This is a genomic window from Chitinophaga sp. SVR4-12A (assembly GCF_056754765.1).
Window position 1 is genome coordinate 4,410,217 of the sequence record NZ_JBPGWP010000001.1, and the last position, 18,336, is coordinate 4,428,552.

Sequence of the window (18,336 nt, forward strand, 5' to 3'; positions counted from 1 at the left end):
ATTTGGTTTGTGATAGATAGGTTTCCGAAAGGCGTGGGTTACAACTTTTTCACCAGCGCATCGATCAACGGCAGCTGGCTTTCCAGTATTTTCTGCCGGGCTTCCGGGAGGTCAAACCAGCCTGATTTATCCACTTCCGGGAAACGGGCTTTTTTACCGGACCGTGGGGGCCATTCCATTTCAAAAATATTGCTGCGGATCTCCGCCGGATCAATGTCGCCCTCCCTGGCCCAGGCGTATACCGTTTTGCCGCCCTTTTGTTTAATAGGCGCCAGGGCTATAAACGATTCCTGGCTGGCTTCCAGGGGAATGCCGGTCTCTTCTTCCCATTCCCGCAATGCAGCCGTCAGGGGCGCTTCATCGTGATCATATTCTCCTTTCGGGATAGACCAGGCGCCGGCATCCTTCTTCGCCCAGAAGGGCCCTCCGGGATGAACCAGGAATACCTGCAATGTACGCCCGCGATAACGGTACAATAATATGCCAGCGCTCGTTTTACCCATGCGTAAAATTATGCAAGCGCCGGGCCAATCCATAGACGCTAATACGTAATGCTATGAATTTGTACACATGGGTAAATCAGCAAAGCTGCCGCCCAATTTCCCTGAGTTAAACATGCTATCCCTATGTCACATTCGTTAAAACAACTGATATACATCTAAAAATTCTTTTATCTAACATACGTTAAAACAAGTATCCGCTGTAACGCTGAGCCCTCTTACATTAGCCGCCCTTTGAACTTTTACGGCTATACCTTCGCTTCGCCCTAATCCCGCATGAACCTTTTTATTTCCCGCGGAAAAATTGTATCTATGTTCTGATTTGCCGGCTAATTGGAGTTTTTCATCGATTTACGGCATTAACCTTATGCAAGACTAAACCGTGGACCAGATTGCTGCCATAAGATCAGGTACGATAACTGCTTTTGAGGAAGTGTATTACGCGTTTCATGAGAAGCTGTATTTCTATTTCCTGAAACGGACCACTGATGCCGATGTGGCAACAGAACTGGTACAGCTTACCTTCATCAAGCTCTGGCGCTACCGCACTAACCTGAACGAAGAACTGCCGCTTTCCCAACAGATTTTCCGCATCGCCAGAACTACCCTGATAGATGTGCTTCGCCGTAAGGCCCAGCATCGCTCTATTCCCGTAGCCACCGACCAGCTGCCCGAATTGCCCGACACCACCTATGTGGCCCAGGAACGCGAAACAAGGGATATTATGCACCGCGCCATAGAGCACCTCTCTCCCGAAAGAAAAAAGATCATCCAATATCGCATTAACGGGTTTTCCAACCGCGAAATAGCCGCCCACCTCTCCATTTCTCTGAAAACCGTTGAGAACCAGGTAAACCGCGCCATTAAACAGCTCAAAGAATCCATTGCCCTTATCCTGGTGATCGTCAATTTCCTGTAATAATCTTGTCATCTTCAACTACTTACAACTGACAATTGACGACTGTCAACTTTTTTTTCTCCCCCGTGGGTGTACCGTCTTTTTGCTGCGTAGTATATCATAAAGTGGGTCATATTTTTGCCAGATGAAGATTACCCGTGCATTAATAGAGAAATTTTTTCAGAACCAATGTACTGCAGAAGAAGCATCCGCAGTGGGGAAATATCTGGAACAACACCCGGAAGAACTGGAAGCATGGCTGCCGGAACAGGAATGGGAAGCGTACGAGCCGGAAGGCCGCCTTCATCCTGAACACAGCGCCACCATGCTGAACGAAGTGCACCGGGAGTCAAAAATATCACGCATCCGCCGCTATAGCGCCTGGGCCGCAACCATTGCCCTTTTGCTCTCAGCCGGCGCTTACTGGTGGCAACAGCAACAGCAGGTAAAAGATCTGCAACCCGTTTTAGCCAGCCACCACCAGCAAATACAGGATACTGTAGTAAAGAATACAGGAACTGCCATAAGGCATATTACATTGCCGGATGGCTCCCATGTAGCATTGGAGCAATATAGCTCCCTGCGATGGACGCCCGGGTTCACCCGGACGCAACGCGTGCTCACCCTGGTGGGTGCAGCCACATTTAATGTCGCACAGGACGAGGGACGACCATTTATTGTATATTCTGGAAATGTAGCAACCACCGTACTCGGAACAGCCTTCAGGGTCAGCGCCTATAAAGGCGATGCAGCCGTGAAAGTAAGATTGCTGACCGGTAAGGTAATGGTAAAAACAACAGGAGCTCAAGCCGAAAAAGGCATTGTCTATTTAACACCCGGCCAGGAATGCGCCTTCAACAAAGGAGAAAGTTCGCTCACCGTTTACCGGTACGAACCTGCTCCGGGAAGCGTAAAGCCGGAACCATTAAAAGGCAACATTGCAGAGAACGGCGAAGAGCTCCTGTTTACCAATGTACCACTGCCTGAGGTGCTTAAAAAGTTTGAAACTGTCTACAACGTCAACATCAGCTATTCCACGCAGCAGCTAAAGAAGTACTACTTCACAGGAACCATCAGCAGGAAAGATGCCGTTCACGGCATACTGAAAACCATTGCTGAACTGAACCGCCTGCAGCTGTCACAGGATAGCACCGGATACCATATTTCGAGATAACAGAGATGACAATGATCAACTGGCTGATGTACGCCGCTGCCATCCTACTCCCGGCAGACAGCTCCGCACAACGCATTATACTTGCTGAACAATCACAACACCGTATAGCCATTGCTGATGTATCCACCCAGCAGATCGTATGGGAATGGAAACCTGCGCTTTCCAATGTAAAGCCTGAGCACCTGAAGTGGTTTAATAACCCCAGTGAAGCCAAGGTAGTATACGGTGGGAAATACGTGCTTACCTGCGCCTCCGGTGGAGGTGTAGCATTGGTTCGTATTGCCGATAAGAAGACGGTTTTCTATGCCTATGCCGGTGGTAATACTCACTCTGCAGAACTATTGCCCGATGGTAACATTGTAACCGCATCCAGCACGGATAATTACCTGATGTTGTTCAGCGTGGATACGCTGCGCGCCCCGCAGCAGGTGTACAGTAAGAAGATCCCGATCGCTTTCGGGCATAACGTGGTGTGGGACAAACAACGCCAGTTGCTCTGGTCTGCTGCTATGTCTGAGCTGAAAGCATTCCATTATAACTTCAATAAAACGCAACCCGATCTTTCCCCTGATACGGTCATTGCATTGCCTGGCACCGAAGCGCATGATCTCTTTCCTGTTTATGGAGACGATGCACTATGGTTGACCAACACCACGCACGTATACCAGTATAAACTGTCCGACCATCAGCTGGAACAGTTCAATACGCCCCACCAGGAACATATCAAAAGCATTACAAGCGGCCCTGCCGGGCTCCCGGTGATCATTATAAAACCTAAAACATCCTGGTGGACAGATGAAGTGATCGACATCACCGGTAAGCGCATCTTCTTCGGAGAAGGATTGAAAATATATAAAGCGCGTTGGGTGCTGCCCAATTCATTCAGCTACGCTCCATAAAAGAAAGAAGAATGAATGACCGGTAAGATGTTTACCGGCGATTCATTCTTCATATCGGTTAAAGAATTATACCAGCCTCAACCGGCATACTCAATCTACAGGCGCCCTGCCACGGATCACACTCAGTAATATGGCTATAATAGCCAATACCAGCAATGCATGTATAAGGCCACCGGCAGAATATACAAAAAAGCCTAATACCCATCCTATAATCAGAATAACGGCTATCAGATACAGTATGCTTCTCATATACTACGTGTTTTGGTTGACAGATGTAGTTAAAATTCTGTGCCAATACTCAAGCCCCTTATAACTAATATATAGCGCTGTAAAAAAGGCCTTTGGGGCTCGTTGTATTGTGGAACGGATTCCACCATGCGTGCAAAAAATAGGTCATAATCAGCAGGTGGCAACCCCTCGGAAAGAGCGCTCCGGACGGCGTTTCCAACTGGTAGCATTTTTGGAAATATAGTTTAGAAAAATAAAGCAGATGGCCTTTCCGAAAGTAATGCCCCTCGGCGACAGTGAAATAATACAGCAAAGATTAGGTATAGCCATATTGGGATTAGGAACATTTAGCAAAGAACGCATCATCCCCGCTGTACATCAATCCAGCTACTGTGGACTGGCAGCAGTGATCTGCGGCAATGATCACGATAAAAAGCAGGTGGCCGCGGAGCATAATATCGATGAATGTCAGGTATTCTACTATGATGAAATGGAGGAGATCTGCAAAAACAACGCAATAGAACTGGTGTATGTAGCAGTGCCCAATGCGCTGCATCACAAATACGCGTTGAAGGCGGCAGCAGCAGGCAAGCATATATTGTGTGAGATGCCCTTAGCCCCTTCTGTAAAAGAATGCGGCGAAATAGTAACTGCTGCTAAAAAGCACAAGGTGCGGCTGTATACCAGCTATCATCTGCAGTTCAGTCCCTGGCACCAGGAGATGGAAAGATTGGGTACCTGTGGTATAATGGGGAAAGTAAAGCAGATAAAAGCCCGTTACAGCTGTCGCCTGAATGCCGGTAATGACAATTGGAGAAGAAAGAAAGAGATGGCCGGTGGTGGCGTCCTGCTGGATCTGGGCCTGTGGCTGGTGCAGGCATGCAGGCATATCACCGGTGAGGAACCTGTATATGTAAAAGCACATAAAGAAAGCAGAAGGTCAGATGCAGACAACGAAATGGAAGATGCAGTACACTGGGAAATGGGCTTTCCTTCAGGCGCTATCGCTGATTGCACCTGTAGTTACGGAGATGAGCAAAACCTTATTGAAGTGGAAGCAGAACAGGGAAATTTTTCTCTTAACCCCGCCTTCAGCCCGGAAAAGATCCGCGGTAAGGTGAATAAAGAAGAAATGAAGTTTCCTGAAGTAATGCCGGAAGAGGTGTTACTTGACCATGTAGCCTATAGCATTATATACAACGAGCCCTCACCCGTTAACGGCGCAGAAGGGCTGAAAGATATGCGCGTAATAGCAGCGATCTACCGCAGCATAGACTCCGGCAAGGAGGAACGCCTATTGTAATAACCATATTTACAAACTTCAAAATAATATGAACCATGCAACAGAATGAAAAATTAGTGGAGCTGTTAAGCGACCTCGTAAAGATCAATAATGATCGTATAGAAGGGTATGAAAAGGCAATAGCACAAACCGATGACGCAGACCTGAAAGCATTATTCCAACGCATGATAGATGAAAGCCGTACTTATGAGAGTCAGCTGAATGAAGAGCGGGTGAAGTTAGGTAGTGATATTGAAACAGGTACCACCGTTTCAGGCAAGATCTATCGTGCATGGATGGATGTGAAGGCAACTTTCAGTGGCGATAGCCGCCATGCGATCCTGGCCAGCTGTGAATATGGAGAAGATGCCGCTCAGCGGGCCTATGAGGAAGCCCTCCGTACAGATACACCAATGCCGTACAGCCTGAGGGAACTCATCGCTAACCAGAAAGGAGCGCTCAGGCGCTCACACGATACCATTAAAACTTACCGGGATATGGAGAAAGTAAGCTAAAGTGACCATTTATGCTGTGCAGACAGCAACGAGCCTGTTCATTTTGTTCATTTGGGTTTGTTAATAGGTTGTTCATTATGAGCGGCTTAAATTTGAACAGTATGATGGCTGCCGCTTATGTTTATAAGTAACTCCCAATTAAGTTTTAATGATTAATGGATTTAGGTTTTCACAGTGCCTTCCTCCTCCCGTGGTGGAAGGCACTTTAATTTTGAGCTGCTGGTCGTTGGCAGTTAGCGCTTAGCCACTGCATTTTGCTAAAAGCTGGTAGCTAGCTGCTGAAAGCTTTATCCCAGTCCTTCCACACCGGCTCATATCCTTGCCGCTTCAGCATATTGGCCACCGCATTAGCGCTTCGTTCATCCGATATTTCAAACTGTTCCAGCGATTGCGGGTCGCTGGCATACCCGCCCGGATTAGTTTTGGAGCCCGCACTCATGGTGGTAATGCCCAGCTTGATCACGTGGTCCCTGAAGTGCTCCGATTCCCGGGTAGAAAGGCTAAGCTCTACATCAGGATCCAGCAGACGGTAGGCGCAGATCAGCTGTACCAGCTCACGGTCTTTCATTTCTACCTTGGGAGGCAGGCCGCCTGAACAAGGGCGCAGCCTCGGAAAAGAGATGCTGTACCTGGTTTGCCAGTAGGTCTTTTCCAGGTATTGCAGGTGCAAGGCGGTAAAGAAACTGTCTGTTCTCCAGTCTTCCAATCCTATCAACACGCCTAAACCTATCTTATGGATGCCCGCTCGCCCCAGGCGGTCCGGCGTTTCCAGCCGGTAGTCAAAATTGGATTTACGCCCTTTGGGGTGATGCAGCTTATAATCCGCCCGGTGATAGGTTTCCTGGTATACCAATATGCTTTGTAGTCCCAATGGTATCAGCTCGGCATATTCCGCTTCATCCATGGGCTGCACCTCCATGCTGATGTGGGAGAAGTGCGGCCGCACTAATTGCAGGGCATCTTTGAAATAATCCAGCCCCACCGTTTGCCAGGCTTCGCCTGTTACCAGCAGCACATGTTCATAGCCCATAGACTTGATTGCTTTTACCTCCTGCAGGATCTCCGCCTCGTTCAATATTTTACGACGTATCTTATTATCCAGGCTAAAGCCGCAGTAGGTGCAGATATTCTGGCACTCGTTGGAAAGATACAGGGGAATGTACAGCTGCATCGTATTGCCAAAACGCTGCAACGTCAAACGATGACTGAGTTGCGCCATCTGCTCAAGATAAGGCTGCGCCGCAGGAGACAGCAGGGCCTTGAGATCTTCCAGGTTCCGTTTGGAGGCCGCCAGCGCGCGTTCCACATCCCGTGCCGTCTTACTGTAGATCTCCGCTTTTACGGTATCCCAGTCGTATTGATCAAATATCTCTTTAAAGCTTGTTTGCATTATTAAAAGTTTAAAGCTTGAGGTTTGAGGTTTGAAGTTAGTTTGAGGTTCAAAGCGAGATTCTCCGGAAAGACAACTGTCCCGGGCATTCACCTTTAGCGAACTTCAAGCTTCAAACCTCAAACCTTTTCGTCATCCAGGAAAGCCACCAACGGACTACTCGCCACCGCCTCCTGCCTTACCCCCGGCAGGCCCGCCTCATACGCCATTCTTCCGGCTATCACCGCCTCCTTAAACGCTAATGCCATCTGTACCGGGTTTTGCGCCACCGCTATCGCCGTATTCACCAACACAGCATCCGCCCCCATTTCCATCGCCCTGGCAGCATCAGACGGCCTTCCTATACCCGCATCCACTACCACCGGCACCCTGCTCTGTTCAATAATGATCTCCAGGAAATCAAAGGTCCGCAGCCCCTTATTACTGCCAATAGGCGCGCCTAGCGGCATCACCGCAGCAGTGCCCACATCTTCCAGCCGTTTGCATAATACAGGGTCTGCATGCACATAAGGCAGTACTATAAATCCCAGTTTCACCAGGGCTTCTGCTGCCGCCAGCGTCTCTATCGGATCTGGCAGCAGGTAGCGCGGATCAGGATGGATCTCGAGCTTCACCCAATTGGTCTCCAGCGCCTCGCGTGCCAGCTGTGCCGCATAGATGGCTTCTTTAGCAGTCCGTACGCCCGAAGTATTAGGCAGCAGTTGCAGCTGCGGATGTGCGAGATGTTGCAGCATATCATCTGCCTGGTTGTGCATATCCACCCGTTTTAGGGCTACTGTTACCAGCTCAGTGCCGGAGCTCAGCAAGGCCTGCTCCATTATGGCTGCAGAGGAGAACTTGCCCGTGCCGGTGAACAGGCGGGATTGAAAGGTACGTCCGGCTATTTCCAGTTGTTTCATGATGGTCAGGATTGATAGTTTAATGGTTTTAAGCTTTCATAAATATTGCTCACCAGTTGTTGCCTGTTCACAGCAGCTGTTATCAGGCCGCTTACTGCCACGCCATGTACACCCGCCGCCTGCAAGCCTGGTATATCTTCCAGCAAAATGCCGCCGATGGCTACCACCGGTATCGCTATACCCTGCTCTTTCAGCTGTTGCACAATAAGCGCAATCCCTTCAAGGCCCAGTATGGGACTAAGGTTCTTTTTAGTAGTGGTAAAGCGGTAAGGCCCCAGCCCCACGTAATTCGCTTCATCCTCTACATGTTGCAGTATATCTGCCAGCGTATTGGCGGTGCCGCCTATAATAAATCCCGGACCGGTGATGGCCCTGGCTGCGGCCACGGTCATATCATTTTTGCCTACGTGCACGCCATCTGCGGCTACGGCTTTGGCAATCTCCGGGTAATCATTGATGATAAGCTTTGCCTGGTAGGCTTCGCAGATCTTTTTTGCAGCCAGGGCTGCTGGCATGACGGCTTCAGGGCCCGCGTTCTTGATGCGCAGCTGTATCCAGTTGCAGCCTGCGTCACAAGCGGCTTTAATGTTATCGGTATGGTCTGCGCCATCTGTTTGCTGTGATATGTAATGTAAGTTGCTGATCATAATAAATGGTATCCTAATAGTGATGAATGACTGCCCAGGAACTTTTCCGTATACGCTTTTCCGTTAATGCAGGCTTCCGGCAGGGAATGCCCCAGGGTCAGTTGCGCGGTGATGGCGGCAGAGAGTACACAGCCTGAGCCGTGTTTGGCAGATAGGGACTGATCGGCGGGAGCAAGGTCTTGCTCCCCATCAGCCCAATAAAGGGTATCCCAGCCTTTACGGTCGGGCCGGTGCCCTCCTTTAAGCAGCACGGCGCAATGCCTGCTGAGCGCCCGGGCAGCGGCTTGCCCGTCTGCATGGGGCGGCTGGTTGTTTAGCGCCAGTACTTCGTTATAATTGGGCGTGAGCAGGTAGAGGTAAGGCAGTATGGCCTTCCAGGCGATCGCCTGTCCATCTTGGTGAAAGCTGAACCCGGCCGAAGCCTTTAGCACAGGATCCAGCACAATGCGGATGCCTGGCCGCAGGGAATGCAGGGCTTGCAGTACTTCCAGCAGGGTAGGCACATCGGCCATGATCCCTATTTTACAATAGGCCGGCATGAACTTTTTGAGCAGCGGCTCCGCCTGTGCAATTATGCGTGCGGCTGGCAGCCAGTCTACCGAAAGGAATTGCTGGTCTGTTTGCACGGTGAGAGCCGTACAGACCCCCAGCCCATAAGTACGCTGCGCTTCAAAAGCCTTGATGTCCGCCAGCAGCCCGGCGCCCCCGCTGGGGTCCAGTCCTGCCAGGCTCATTACGTATGGGCGATCCCGTTCCATTCCTCTTTTATTTTGATGAAGTGTTCCACTGCCTTATCAGGGTCCTGCCAAACAGCGCCCAGGAGGGCGATGCCATCAAATCCCATTTGCTGTGCTACTGCCGCATTGCTTTGATCCACGCCGCCCAAAGCCAGTATACGTGCGTTACCAGCATTGGTGTCACGCTGTAAACGAAAGTCCTCTTGTATTTGTCCCTTGTATCCGGGTTTGGAGATGCTGTCAAACACAGGACTTAGCAGTAACAGATCCCACTGTGGGGTCATTACGGGCAAGGCGCTGGTGTGATGTATGCCCGTACTGAGCAGGCAGCCTTCGCTGCGCAGCGCTTCCAGCCATTGCGGCGGCGTGCTGTTGCGCAGGTGCTCACTGAAGTGAGCGCCCAGCAATCCATAACGCTGTTGCAGCTGGCAATGCTGTGCAATCAGTATGTGCGGATAAACAGCGGGATCTGTCTGCTCCAGCAGGCTGACATAATCATCTTCCGTCCAGCCGGGTTTACGTAAGAGGATGGCGTCTGCTCCTGCAGCAAGCAACTCCTTCCAACACTCCGTTTCTCCCGGAAGATGATCCGCAGGTGTGATGATAAGTAGCATGGCGATTAGAAATAGATCTCTCCTCCCTGTACTTTAAATGCTTCGGCCTGTGCTTCCATCCCTGCGCTAAGTGCATCTGCTTCGCTGACGCCTTGCGTGCTGGCAAATTCCCGTACTTCCTGCGTGATCTTCATAGAACAGAAATGAGGGCCGCACATGGAACAAAAGTGTGCGATCTTGGCGCCTTCTGCAGGCAGTGTTTCATCGTGATAAGACTTGGCAGTTTCCGGATCCAGCGAAAGGTTGAACTGGTCTTCCCAGCGGAACTCAAAGCGGGCCTTGCTCAGGGCATTGTCACGGTGCTGCGCGCCGGGATGGCCTTTTGCCAGGTCGGCTGCATGGGCAGCGATCTTATAAGCAATTACGCCTTGTCTTACGTCTTCTTTATTAGGCAGCCCAAGGTGTTCCTTCGGCGTTACATAGCACAGCATCGCAGTGCCGAACCAGCCGATCATAGCCGCACCGATAGCAGAGGTGATATGATCATAGCCGGGCGCAATATCTGTTGTCAGGGGGCCCAGTGTATAGAAGGGTGCTTCATGGCAATGCTGCAATTGCTTCTCCATATTCACTTTGATCAGCTGCATGGGCACGTGCCCCGGGCCTTCTATCATTACCTGCACATCGTGTTTCCAGGCATGTGTTGTCAGCTCCCCGAGTGTTTCCAGTTCGCCGAACTGTGCGGCGTCATTGGCGTCTGCAATGCTGCCGGGACGCAGACCATCGCCCAGGGAGAAGGCAACATCATAGGCTTTCATGATCTCGCAGATCTCTTCAAAATTCGTGTACAGGAAATTCTCCTTATGGTGAGCGAGGCACCATTTTGCCATGATGGAGCCGCCGCGGCTTACAATCCCCGTAGTACGTTTAGCCGTAAGCGGTACATAGCGCAGGAGTACCCCGGCATGGATGGTGAAGTAATCAACGCCTTGCTCTGCCTGTTCGATCAGCGTATCGCGGAACAGTTCCCATGTCAGCTCTTCCGCTTTGCCGTTCACTTTTTCCAGGGCCTGGTAAATAGGCACGGTGCCGATGGGCACAGGAGAGTTACGGATGATCCATTCCCTGGTTTCATGTATATGTTTGCCGGTGCTCAGGTCCATGATGGTGTCAGCTCCCCAGCGGCAGGCCCATACTGCTTTTTCCACTTCTTCCTCTATGCTGGAGCTCACGGCGGAGTTGCCGATATTCGCATTGATCTTTACCAGGAAATTACGCCCGATGATCATGGGCTCGCTTTCCGGGTGATTGATGTTGGAGGGGATGATCGCCCTGCCTGCCGCCACTTCCTGGCGTACAAATTCAGGGGTGATGAATTGTACCGGTGTATTGGCGCCGAAAGAGTGGCCTTTGTGCTGCTGCCACAGCTCGTTGTTTTCGCGAAATAGCTGCTCTGCGCATTGGTTCTCGCGGATGGCGATATATTCCATTTCCGGGGTGATCATACCCTGACGGGCATAATGCATCTGCGAAACATTGTGCCCTGCTTTGGCGCGCAGCGGTGTTTGCAGGTGGGTAAAGCGCAGCGCGTCCAGCTTTTTGTCTTCCAGGCGTTCACGGCCATATGCAGACGTGAGGCGTGTTAACGTTTCAGTATCGTTGCGCTGCTGTATCCAGGGCTCCCGCAGGCGCGGCAGGCCTTTGCGTACATCAATATCGGCAGCGGGATCTGTATAGGGGCCGCTGGTATCATACACTACTACCGGCGCATTGGGAACCTCGTCTCCGTTCCGGCCGTTCAGGCGTGTAGGTGTTAAGGTAATTTCACGCATGGCCACTTTGATGTCATGCAGTTGTCCGGGTACATAGATCTTGCCCGAGGCGGGGAAAGGTGCGCGGCTGATAGTGTGCGCATTAGCTTGTTGAGCCATTACAAATGAGTTTTTGCTGTTAGGATTGTTGTTAAGCGTTCGTTACAGGAATGCAGGCAGGGACGATCGGCGTAGCGATACGCTGATCATCATCTGGTAGTCAGAGATGGTAATTTACTTATCCGCCTTGCGTGGCCCTGATAATCGTGACCCTGTCTGAAGCCTGCAGGGTTTGCTGATCCCAGTGCGCTTTGGGGATCACTTCATTGTTAATGGCAATGGCAATGCCTTTTGCGGATGGCAGTTGAATAAACTGTAAGAGTGCAGCAAGAGTAGTGGCTGGCTGCACCGCATAAAGTTTATTGTTCACAAGTACTTCCATGTGTTACAGGAATTTTAGATGAAACAATAAACTTTAAGGATGTGTGTAAAGAAGAGATATGATCAGTAACTTTTCCCTCCGGCAGTATGAGCTGCGTCAGGTACTGAGGGTATTATCTCAGCTTCCCGGTGGTTTGCTCCGGGAAACACCCCTAAAGTGATTCAAAGATAATGATCAATGCCTAAATCCCAAATTGGATTTGTAATTTGGTATCTTTGAAGCCATATGAACAGGAACCTGTTACTGACCGCAATGTTTATTACCGCCCTGGCCTGCAGACAGCAAGCCAAACCAGCAAAGACGGCTACTGATACCGTTGCGGATGTTGACAGCAGCCTGGTGAAACTGGCAGACAGCACAGGCATTGCTCCTTTGCCCGATACTTCATTCATCCGGGCAGATACCATCAGTTATGAGCCGCAGGCGCTTATTGGCAAGTGGCTGCGCCCGGTACAGGGACGTGACAAGGAAACCCAGGGCTTTGACCTCAGGAAAGACGGCAGCGCCCACTCCATCAATATGTATACACTGGTATATGAAAAATGGGCGCTCTCAAAAGATACCCTCCTGTTATGGAACCATACGGAAGGCGTACATGAGAAAGATTCTGCGGCTACTGTAGACACTACGATCATCAAAGACCTTACAGATACCACACTGGTAATATTTCCTGTAAAAGCAGCCGAGGGATACCTGGAACAATACGAGAGGAAGATAGAAAAGGCGGGAAGGGTTAAAGGAAAAAAGCAAAAATAAACTGCCCTCCCTTGTAGAGAAACAACAGCTTACTTTTGCTTTTATATCGCTTTCTCAACTGTATATCAGCCACAGACCTACCACCACAGATACCACCGCCATAAACAGTCCCGCAGTAGCCAGTTGCATGTCGTCAATATTCTTGCGGGATTTCCACATACAAAAAATACTGACAACAGCGCCGACGCTACCGAGTACAATGGCGGTATTAGGGCTCTTGGTGACAAAAGAAGCAATCGCGGCAATAACGCCTACAAAGAGGCCTATAAAACCGGCTATTTTTGTTGAAGCAATGTGATGTTGTGTTGCCATATCACTATTTTAATTATAGATTACAGGAATGAGTATTTCCATCATGAATTAACCGGCTGTTGCTCCATCAGCACATTTGTTTTTTCCCAGGGAACTTTCAGTAAGGGGCCTATATCCTGGTACCTGGCATCCTGGTATTCATCCAGTCCGTAACGGATGCGCGTAGTATCCGCCACCGTCACAAAGGTGCCGCAGATACGGTCCCATATAGAAAATATATTAGCATAGTTGGAATCTGTTTCAGGCTGGTAACAGCTGTGATGCACCTTGTGCATATCCGGCGACACAACGATCCAGCTCAGGCTTTTGTCCAGCCAGCCCGGCAGTTTTATGTTGGCGTGGTTAAACTGCGACATCGCGGCAGACAGGCTTTGATACAGCATCACCACCCAGATGGGAATGCCCATACTTACAATGGCCACAATAAGTGCGCCTACACGAAAAACACTTTCTACCGGGTGATGCCGTAAGGCTGTAGTAACATCTATGTTAGTATCAATGTGGTGGATCTTGTGAAAATGCCACATCCATCCCACTTTGTGCTGCACCAGGTGGATCAGGTAGGCGCCCAGGAAATCCAGCATCAGCAAAGCCAGTATGAAATGCAGCCAGGCAGGCACTCCCAGCCAGTACAGCAGCCCAAACTGTGCACGACCGGTCCATTCGGAAGCCTTTACCACCAGGAACGCAAATCCAACATTGATAATGGCTGTGGTAACCGTAAAGAATAGGTTGGTGCCTGCATGCCGGTAACGATTGTTGCTGAAACGGAACCGGGGAATGAACCCTTCAATGATCCATAACAACAGCAACCCTGCCACCAGTAATGCACTGCGGTAAGATGGGGGTATATTTTCGAAGAATGCCTCCATGACTCGTTCGGGCAATTGATAAATGAATGTCGCTTATACACCGCACACGATGCCCGTGTCGCACTGTATACATACACTCTTAGTTACTGTCCTGTAGTTACTGTCCTGTCTGTTTTTGCTACCTTAAATTACGATTTTTTAAGCGGAAAATTTAGCGGCAGAGTGCGCTACTATAAAGAAAAAAGCAACCTCTTTGTCAGAGATTGCTTTACATATAGGTGAAATTAGCTATTAGCTTTTGGCTTTTAGCTGTTAGTATAAAATCGCTTCATAGCTAATAGCCAGAAGCCGATAGCTAACAGCTAGTTATTCAGCATCAGCGGCATTACCAGCATCAGCAGGTCTTCATTTTCCGTTTTTTCAGAAGGTCTCAGGATGCCTGCTTTAGTGGGGGTAGACAGCTCAATACTGATCTCGTCACCTTCTGCAGCGTGCAGCATTTCGATGAGGAATTTCGCGTTAAAAGCGATCTGCATATCATCACCGGTGTACTGGCAACTCATGCGTTCTGTACCTTCAAAAGAAAAGTCCACATCCTGGGCGGTCAGCTGCAGCTCGCTGCCGGTGATGTTCAGCGCTACCTGGTTAGTGCTTTTATTGGCAAACACGCTTACCCGTTTCAGCGCATTCTGGAAATCAGATTTTGCCAGGGTAAGGCGGTAAGGATTGTCTTTCGGAATTACCACTTTGTAGTCAGGAAAACGGGCGTCTATCAGGCGACAGATCATCTGGGCGCCGTCGTGCGATACAAAGAAATGGTTCTGGCTGTAAGAGATCTTTACTTCGCTCTCGTTATCAGGTAAAGCCGATTTTAACAGGTTCAGCGGCTTTTTAGGCACGATGAAAGTATCTGCCTGGGGGCAGTTGGCGTCTGTTCTTACATACTTTACCAGGCGGTGCGCGTCAGTGGCTACAAAAGTGAGGCTCTTGTTGGCGAGCTCGAAGTAAACACCTGTCATCGCAGGGCGCAGGTCATCGTTGCTCACGGCGAACAGCGTTTTATTGATGGCAGTCACCAGGGCGGAAGACACCAGCGAAAAGGAGGTGGTATCATCTGCCGTAGGCTCCTTCGGGAAATTCTCAGGGTTCTCTCCCATCACCTTGTACTTACCGTTATCTGAAGTGATCTCCACGGCGTAAGAGTTCAGGTCGATGTGAAAGGTCAGCGGCTGATCCGGCAGGTTCTTCAGCGAGTCCATCAGGATCTTTGCCGGAATGCAGATACGGCCGCTTTCTTTGGCTTCTACCTCCAGCTTTACCTTCATTACAGTTTCAAGGTCGGTGGCAACCACCGTTAACTGGTTCTTGTCAATCAGGAAAAGAAAATCTTCCAATATGGGCAGCACCGTATTGGAGTTGATCACCCCGCTGATCTGTTGTAATTGTTTTAACAAAGTAGAGGAAGAAACAATAAATTTCATCTGTCAGTATGATTTTTGAAATGGGTAGCAAAGATACCTACTAATTTACTTAGTTTGGTAATTTGGCAATTAGATCGCTAGTTTACTATTTTTCTGCAACTCCTTTATCAATTCCCGCCTATATTTTTTTAAACAATCCGCTGTGGACAAACATTAGGGCAAAACCTAATGTTAGATGGAAAGCCTGCGTTTTGCGGCTTTTGTTAAAATAAATATTGCGTAATAGGCACTTTATTGAAAATTATAAAAAGAATATTGACATTCTTTCAAATTATATACAGATCGGTTACCTTTGGCGCGCAAAAAACATTAACAAAACCAAAAAACCGGGATTTATGAAACTGTCTCATCTAGCCGAAACTTTGATCGGGTCTGAAATTATTAAGCTGGCCGGCGAGATAAAGGAAAAGATGGCGAAAGGCGATAAGATCTACAACTTTACCATCGGCGATTTCGATCCTAAGGTTTTTCCTATCCCCGTGGAGTTTGAGCAGGAAATTATCACTGCTTACAAGGAACACTACACCAACTATCCCCCTGCAGACGGTATTCCCGAACTGCGTAAAGCAGTAGGCGGGTTCATTGCTGAACGCGAAGGGCTGGATTACGACCCTGCTAAAGAGATCGTGATCTCCTGTGGCGGCCGTCCCATTATATACGCTACTTACCGTACCATTGTAGATCGCGGCGAAAAAGTGATCTACGCAACACCTTCCTGGAATAACAACCACTATACCCACTTCCTGGAAGCCGAGCACGTGGTACTGGAAACTACACCGGAAAACGACTTCATGCCTACTGCTGCCGAACTGAAGCCCCTGTTAAAGGGCGCTACCCTGCTGGCCCTCTGCTCTCCGCAGAACCCCACCGGCACTACCTTCGGTAAAAAGCAGCTGGAAGAGATCTGTGATCTGGTAATAGCCGAGAACAAAAGCCGTGGCGCTGATGAAAAGCCGCTGTACATCATGTACGACCAGATGTACTGGGTGCTTACCTTCGGCGAAACGCACCACTACAACCCGGTATCCCTCCGTCCGGAGCTGAGAGACTACACCATTTTCATCGACGGTATGAGTAAGGCTTTTGCTGCTACCGGTGTACGTGTGGGCTGGGCTTTAGGTCCTGCACACGTGATCGGCAAAATGAAGTCTATCCTCTCTCACGTAGGCGCCTGGAGCCCTATGGCAGAGCAAAAAGCAGCTGCCCGTTACCTGGTGCAGAAAGAAAATGTAGATAAATACCTGCAGCACTTCAAAGCCGAAGTGGAAGAAAGGCTGGTAAAGATATACGAAGGCTTTGCCAACCTGAAGAAAGATGGCCATCCCGTAGATTGTATCGCCCCTCAGGCAGCCATCTACCTCACCATCAAACTCGACCTGCATGGCAAAACCACGGCTAACGGCAAGGTGCTGGATACACAGGCAGCCGTTACCTCCTACATCCTGGACGAAGCTAAACTGGCCGTAGTACCCTTCTACGCCTTCGGCGCCGCCAAAGACTCTCCCTGGTACCGCCTCAGCGTAGGTACCTGCGTGAAGGAAGAGATCCCGGCTATGCTTCAGCAGCTGAAACTGGCCCTGGAGAAACTCAAATAGCATTCAATTAGATGGTTTAATAAGATTAACGGTAAAGCCGCATCCCAAAGGTGCGGCTTTCGTTTTTTATTGCCTGGGGACTTATGGATACCGTCTAGCAGATGGCTCATTAAAAGGTACTTCAGCTGTAGATGTCTGGTCTCTTATAAGATACCGGACATCTACCCGTCAACTACCCGACATATACCGGACATATACCGGACATCCCCTAGTTTGCCCGCTATGCCTAGTCCTAAAATCACTATACAGGTTGTCTAATCCTGCTACTGGTTATATAGTCTGGTCTTCCTCCTCCGTCAATGCGAGGCGCTTCAGGGCCTTGCGGGTGGCCGGGCCGAAGCAATCTCCTGGCGCAATCTCCTCACCACTCGTTCGCGCCAAGACCGCCAAGGGTCTTCCTCCTCCGTCATTGCGAGGCGCTTCAGGGCCTTGCGGGTGGCCGGGCCGAAGCAATCTCACAAACGGCAAAAGGCGACGATTATGTTTTACTGCTTGCGGTTTGTCGTTAGTGGGATTGCTTCGTCGCGCCGCGCTCTATCCCTTGGCTGTGTCTCGCAATGACGGCACGATAGCTATCCTTCCATTACTTTTCCTTTGACCACCGCCTGAGAACCACCCTTCCATCAGCTCAATGACATTCATTCCCAACCACTTATCTTCTCTTTTCGACTTTTTGACTTTTCTCTACGAAAAGTTAAATAACTGTTAATTGGTCAACTGCTTTTACTATTTCCAAAAAATATTCTACTTTTGACTCAGAAACCAAAAAAGTCAAAAAGTAAAATGATTGCAGAGACCAAAGATGAAATGAAAGAGAGGATCTTGGAGGCAGCTCTCAAGCGCTTTACCCATTATGGCTCCGCCAAAACCACCATGAACGAGATCGCAGAAGACCTCGGGTGTTCAAAGGCGTCGTTATATTATTATTTCCCGGACAAGAAAGGACTGCACCGCGCAGTACTGATGAAAATAGCAGAGAACTTCTTCGCTGAACTGGAAGCTGTGGCAGAGCATATTGTTTCAGCAGCAGCTGCCCTGCAACAGATCACCGAGGTGCGTTCCAATTTTATCCGCCGTTTCTGCCGCCTGGAGCTCTTCAGGATCCTGAATGAAACCCAGCCGGAAGAAATGCAGCAGGTGATCAAAGAAGCCCGGGAAAGGGATGATAAATTGATTGCCCGTGTGATCAAAGCAGGCGTTGAAAGCGGCGAGCTGCAGGTGGAAGATCCGCAGGGAATGGCCATCCTTTACAACCAGGCCATGGAAGGGTTACGCTTTACGGTGCTGGACCGCCCACCGGATTATATAGATCTCACTCCGGAAGAAGTGGACCAGATCATGTTCAAGCAGCAACTATTATCGGAAATATTTATAAAAGCACTCAAACGGCATTAATCGGGAAAT

Annotated in this window: 20 protein-coding genes and 1 riboswitch; of the genes, 8 read left to right on the forward strand and 12 right to left on the reverse strand. The window is 49.6% G+C overall.

The window, feature by feature from the left end; genetic code table 11:
• Positions 1-38 precede the first annotated feature (38 nt).
• Positions 39-503, reverse strand: coding sequence for an NUDIX hydrolase (locus ACR9Y8_RS18185; RefSeq protein ID WP_481214670.1), 465 nt, complete (start codon positions 501-503; stop codon positions 39-41).
• Positions 504-882: 379 nt separating this feature from the next.
• Between ACR9Y8_RS18185 and ACR9Y8_RS18190 the strand changes: the two genes are divergently transcribed.
• From ACR9Y8_RS18190 to ACR9Y8_RS18200, 3 genes are all read left to right on the forward strand, one after another.
• Entirely contained in the window at positions 883-1,419 is a 537-nt protein-coding gene (locus ACR9Y8_RS18190) for an RNA polymerase sigma factor (protein ID WP_481214671.1), read from the forward strand.
• A gap of 124 nt (positions 1,420-1,543) precedes the next feature.
• Positions 1,544-2,572 carry a FecR family protein gene (locus ACR9Y8_RS18195; protein WP_481214672.1) on the forward strand — a complete coding sequence of 343 codons (1,029 nt, stop codon included), beginning with the start codon at positions 1,544-1,546 and terminating at the stop codon, positions 2,570-2,572.
• Between the two features lie 11 nt (positions 2,573-2,583).
• Positions 2,584-3,471 carry a DUF6528 family protein gene (locus ACR9Y8_RS18200; RefSeq protein ID WP_481214673.1) on the forward strand — a complete coding sequence of 296 codons (888 nt, stop codon included), beginning with the start codon at positions 2,584-2,586 and terminating at the stop codon, positions 3,469-3,471.
• 90 nt (positions 3,472-3,561) lie between these two features.
• Here ACR9Y8_RS18200 and ACR9Y8_RS18205 read toward each other — a convergent pair whose 3' ends face one another.
• Positions 3,562-3,720 (reverse strand): lmo0937 family membrane protein, encoded by a 159-nt coding sequence (locus tag ACR9Y8_RS18205; protein ID WP_481214674.1) that lies wholly within the window; start codon positions 3,718-3,720, stop codon positions 3,562-3,564.
• Positions 3,721-3,961: 241 nt separating this feature from the next.
• On the opposite strand from ACR9Y8_RS18205, the gene ACR9Y8_RS18210 reads away from it, so the two are divergent.
• Both ACR9Y8_RS18210 and ACR9Y8_RS18215 read left to right on the forward strand, forming a co-directional pair.
• Positions 3,962-5,002 (forward strand): Gfo/Idh/MocA family protein, encoded by a 1,041-nt coding sequence (locus tag ACR9Y8_RS18210; RefSeq protein ID WP_481214675.1) that lies wholly within the window; start codon positions 3,962-3,964, stop codon positions 5,000-5,002.
• A 35-nt stretch (positions 5,003-5,037) separates the two neighbouring features.
• Positions 5,038-5,496 carry a ferritin-like domain-containing protein gene (locus tag ACR9Y8_RS18215; protein WP_481214676.1) on the forward strand — a complete coding sequence of 153 codons (459 nt, stop codon included), beginning with the start codon at positions 5,038-5,040 and terminating at the stop codon, positions 5,494-5,496.
• 271 nt (positions 5,497-5,767) lie between these two features.
• Here ACR9Y8_RS18215 and thiH read toward each other — a convergent pair whose 3' ends face one another.
• The 7 genes from thiH to thiS all read right to left on the reverse strand — a co-directional run bounded on the left by thiH (position 5,768) and on the right by thiS (position 11,976).
• On the reverse strand, positions 5,768-6,886 hold the full coding sequence (gene thiH, locus ACR9Y8_RS18220) for a 2-iminoacetate synthase ThiH (protein ID WP_481214677.1): 1,119 nt from the start codon (positions 6,884-6,886) through the stop codon (positions 5,768-5,770).
• 119 nt (positions 6,887-7,005) lie between these two features.
• Positions 7,006-7,785, reverse strand: a complete 780-nt coding sequence (locus ACR9Y8_RS18225; protein ID WP_481214678.1) for a HisA/HisF-related TIM barrel protein — start codon at positions 7,783-7,785, stop codon at positions 7,006-7,008.
• Between the two features lie 5 nt (positions 7,786-7,790).
• Complete coding sequence (locus ACR9Y8_RS18230) at positions 7,791-8,432, reverse strand: thiamine phosphate synthase (protein WP_481214679.1); 642 nt, start codon at positions 8,430-8,432, stop codon at positions 7,791-7,793.
• On the reverse strand, positions 8,429-9,190 hold the full coding sequence (locus ACR9Y8_RS18235) for a hydroxymethylpyrimidine/phosphomethylpyrimidine kinase (protein WP_481214680.1): 762 nt from the start codon (positions 9,188-9,190) through the stop codon (positions 8,429-8,431). The genes ACR9Y8_RS18230 and ACR9Y8_RS18235 overlap by 4 nt, the downstream gene beginning before the upstream one ends.
• The gene (locus tag ACR9Y8_RS18240) at positions 9,166-9,783 is read right to left on the reverse strand and encodes a thiamine phosphate synthase (RefSeq protein WP_481214681.1); all 618 of its coding nucleotides are present in this window, start codon (positions 9,781-9,783) and stop codon (positions 9,166-9,168) included. Before ACR9Y8_RS18240 ends, ACR9Y8_RS18235 begins: the two co-directional genes overlap by 25 nt.
• A gap of 5 nt (positions 9,784-9,788) precedes the next feature.
• Positions 9,789-11,654, reverse strand: coding sequence for a phosphomethylpyrimidine synthase ThiC (thiC, locus tag ACR9Y8_RS18245; RefSeq protein ID WP_481214682.1), 1,866 nt, complete (start codon positions 11,652-11,654; stop codon positions 9,789-9,791).
• A 118-nt stretch (positions 11,655-11,772) separates the two neighbouring features.
• Positions 11,773-11,976: a sulfur carrier protein ThiS gene (gene thiS, locus ACR9Y8_RS18250; RefSeq protein WP_481214683.1), complete on the reverse strand. Its 204-nt coding sequence runs from the start codon at positions 11,974-11,976 to the stop codon at positions 11,773-11,775.
• A 56-nt stretch (positions 11,977-12,032) separates the two neighbouring features.
• Positions 12,033-12,139, reverse strand: a riboswitch (TPP riboswitch).
• A 62-nt stretch (positions 12,140-12,201) separates the two neighbouring features.
• Between thiS and ACR9Y8_RS18255 the strand changes: the two genes are divergently transcribed.
• Positions 12,202-12,732: a lipocalin family protein gene (locus tag ACR9Y8_RS18255; protein ID WP_481214684.1), complete on the forward strand. Its 531-nt coding sequence runs from the start codon at positions 12,202-12,204 to the stop codon at positions 12,730-12,732.
• Between the two features lie 54 nt (positions 12,733-12,786).
• On the opposite strand, the gene ACR9Y8_RS18260 is transcribed toward ACR9Y8_RS18255, so the two are convergent.
• From ACR9Y8_RS18260 to dnaN, 3 genes are all read right to left on the reverse strand, one after another.
• Complete coding sequence (locus tag ACR9Y8_RS18260) at positions 12,787-13,044, reverse strand: hypothetical protein (RefSeq protein ID WP_298737053.1); 258 nt, start codon at positions 13,042-13,044, stop codon at positions 12,787-12,789.
• Between the two features lie 41 nt (positions 13,045-13,085).
• Entirely contained in the window at positions 13,086-13,916 is an 831-nt protein-coding gene (locus ACR9Y8_RS18265; RefSeq protein WP_481214685.1) for a sterol desaturase family protein, read from the reverse strand.
• A 302-nt stretch (positions 13,917-14,218) separates the two neighbouring features.
• Complete coding sequence (gene dnaN, locus ACR9Y8_RS18270) at positions 14,219-15,337, reverse strand: DNA polymerase III subunit beta (protein ID WP_481214686.1); 1,119 nt, start codon at positions 15,335-15,337, stop codon at positions 14,219-14,221.
• Between the two features lie 335 nt (positions 15,338-15,672).
• Here dnaN and ACR9Y8_RS18275 point away from each other — a divergent pair, with 335 nt between their 5' ends.
• Together ACR9Y8_RS18275 and ACR9Y8_RS18280 are read left to right on the forward strand one after the other, a co-directional pair.
• Positions 15,673-16,932 carry a pyridoxal phosphate-dependent aminotransferase gene (locus ACR9Y8_RS18275; RefSeq protein WP_481214687.1) on the forward strand — a complete coding sequence of 420 codons (1,260 nt, stop codon included), beginning with the start codon at positions 15,673-15,675 and terminating at the stop codon, positions 16,930-16,932.
• Between the two features lie 783 nt (positions 16,933-17,715).
• Complete coding sequence (locus ACR9Y8_RS18280; RefSeq protein WP_481214688.1) at positions 17,716-18,327, forward strand: TetR/AcrR family transcriptional regulator; 612 nt, start codon at positions 17,716-17,718, stop codon at positions 18,325-18,327.
• Positions 18,328-18,336: the final 9 nt, after the last annotated feature.

Bases quoted from the DNA above. Each gene is read 5' to 3' on its own strand.
- ACR9Y8_RS18230 (WP_481214679.1), bottom strand. From the start codon at position 8,432: ATGATCAGCAACTTACATTACATATCACAGCAAACAGATGGCGCAGAC.
- dnaN (WP_481214686.1), bottom strand. From the start codon at position 15,337: ATGAAATTTATTGTTTCTTCCTCTACTTTGTTAAAACAATTACAACAG.
- thiS (WP_481214683.1), bottom strand. From the start codon at position 11,976: ATGGAAGTACTTGTGAACAATAAACTTTATGCGGTGCAGCCAGCCACT.
- ACR9Y8_RS18215 (WP_481214676.1), top strand. From the start codon at position 5,038: ATGCAACAGAATGAAAAATTAGTGGAGCTGTTAAGCGACCTCGTAAAG.
- ACR9Y8_RS18195 (WP_481214672.1), top strand. From the start codon at position 1,544: ATGAAGATTACCCGTGCATTAATAGAGAAATTTTTTCAGAACCAATGT.
- ACR9Y8_RS18225 (WP_481214678.1), bottom strand. From the start codon at position 7,785: ATGAAACAACTGGAAATAGCCGGACGTACCTTTCAATCCCGCCTGTTC.
- ACR9Y8_RS18255 (WP_481214684.1), top strand. From the start codon at position 12,202: ATGAACAGGAACCTGTTACTGACCGCAATGTTTATTACCGCCCTGGCC.
- ACR9Y8_RS18185 (WP_481214670.1), bottom strand. From the start codon at position 503: ATGGGTAAAACGAGCGCTGGCATATTATTGTACCGTTATCGCGGGCGT.
- thiH (WP_481214677.1), bottom strand. From the start codon at position 6,886: ATGCAAACAAGCTTTAAAGAGATATTTGATCAATACGACTGGGATACC.
- ACR9Y8_RS18200 (WP_481214673.1), top strand. From the start codon at position 2,584: ATGATCAACTGGCTGATGTACGCCGCTGCCATCCTACTCCCGGCAGAC.
- ACR9Y8_RS18240 (WP_481214681.1), bottom strand. From the start codon at position 9,783: ATGCTACTTATCATCACACCTGCGGATCATCTTCCGGGAGAAACGGAG.
- ACR9Y8_RS18280 (WP_481214688.1), top strand. From the start codon at position 17,716: ATGATTGCAGAGACCAAAGATGAAATGAAAGAGAGGATCTTGGAGGCA.
- ACR9Y8_RS18235 (WP_481214680.1), bottom strand. From the start codon at position 9,190: ATGGAACGGGATCGCCCATACGTAATGAGCCTGGCAGGACTGGACCCC.
- ACR9Y8_RS18210 (WP_481214675.1), top strand. From the start codon at position 3,962: ATGGCCTTTCCGAAAGTAATGCCCCTCGGCGACAGTGAAATAATACAG.
- thiC (WP_481214682.1), bottom strand. From the start codon at position 11,654: ATGGCTCAACAAGCTAATGCGCACACTATCAGCCGCGCACCTTTCCCC.
- ACR9Y8_RS18205 (WP_481214674.1), bottom strand. From the start codon at position 3,720: ATGAGAAGCATACTGTATCTGATAGCCGTTATTCTGATTATAGGATGG.
- ACR9Y8_RS18275 (WP_481214687.1), top strand. From the start codon at position 15,673: ATGAAACTGTCTCATCTAGCCGAAACTTTGATCGGGTCTGAAATTATT.
- ACR9Y8_RS18260 (WP_298737053.1), bottom strand. From the start codon at position 13,044: ATGGCAACACAACATCACATTGCTTCAACAAAAATAGCCGGTTTTATA.
- ACR9Y8_RS18265 (WP_481214685.1), bottom strand. From the start codon at position 13,916: ATGGAGGCATTCTTCGAAAATATACCCCCATCTTACCGCAGTGCATTA.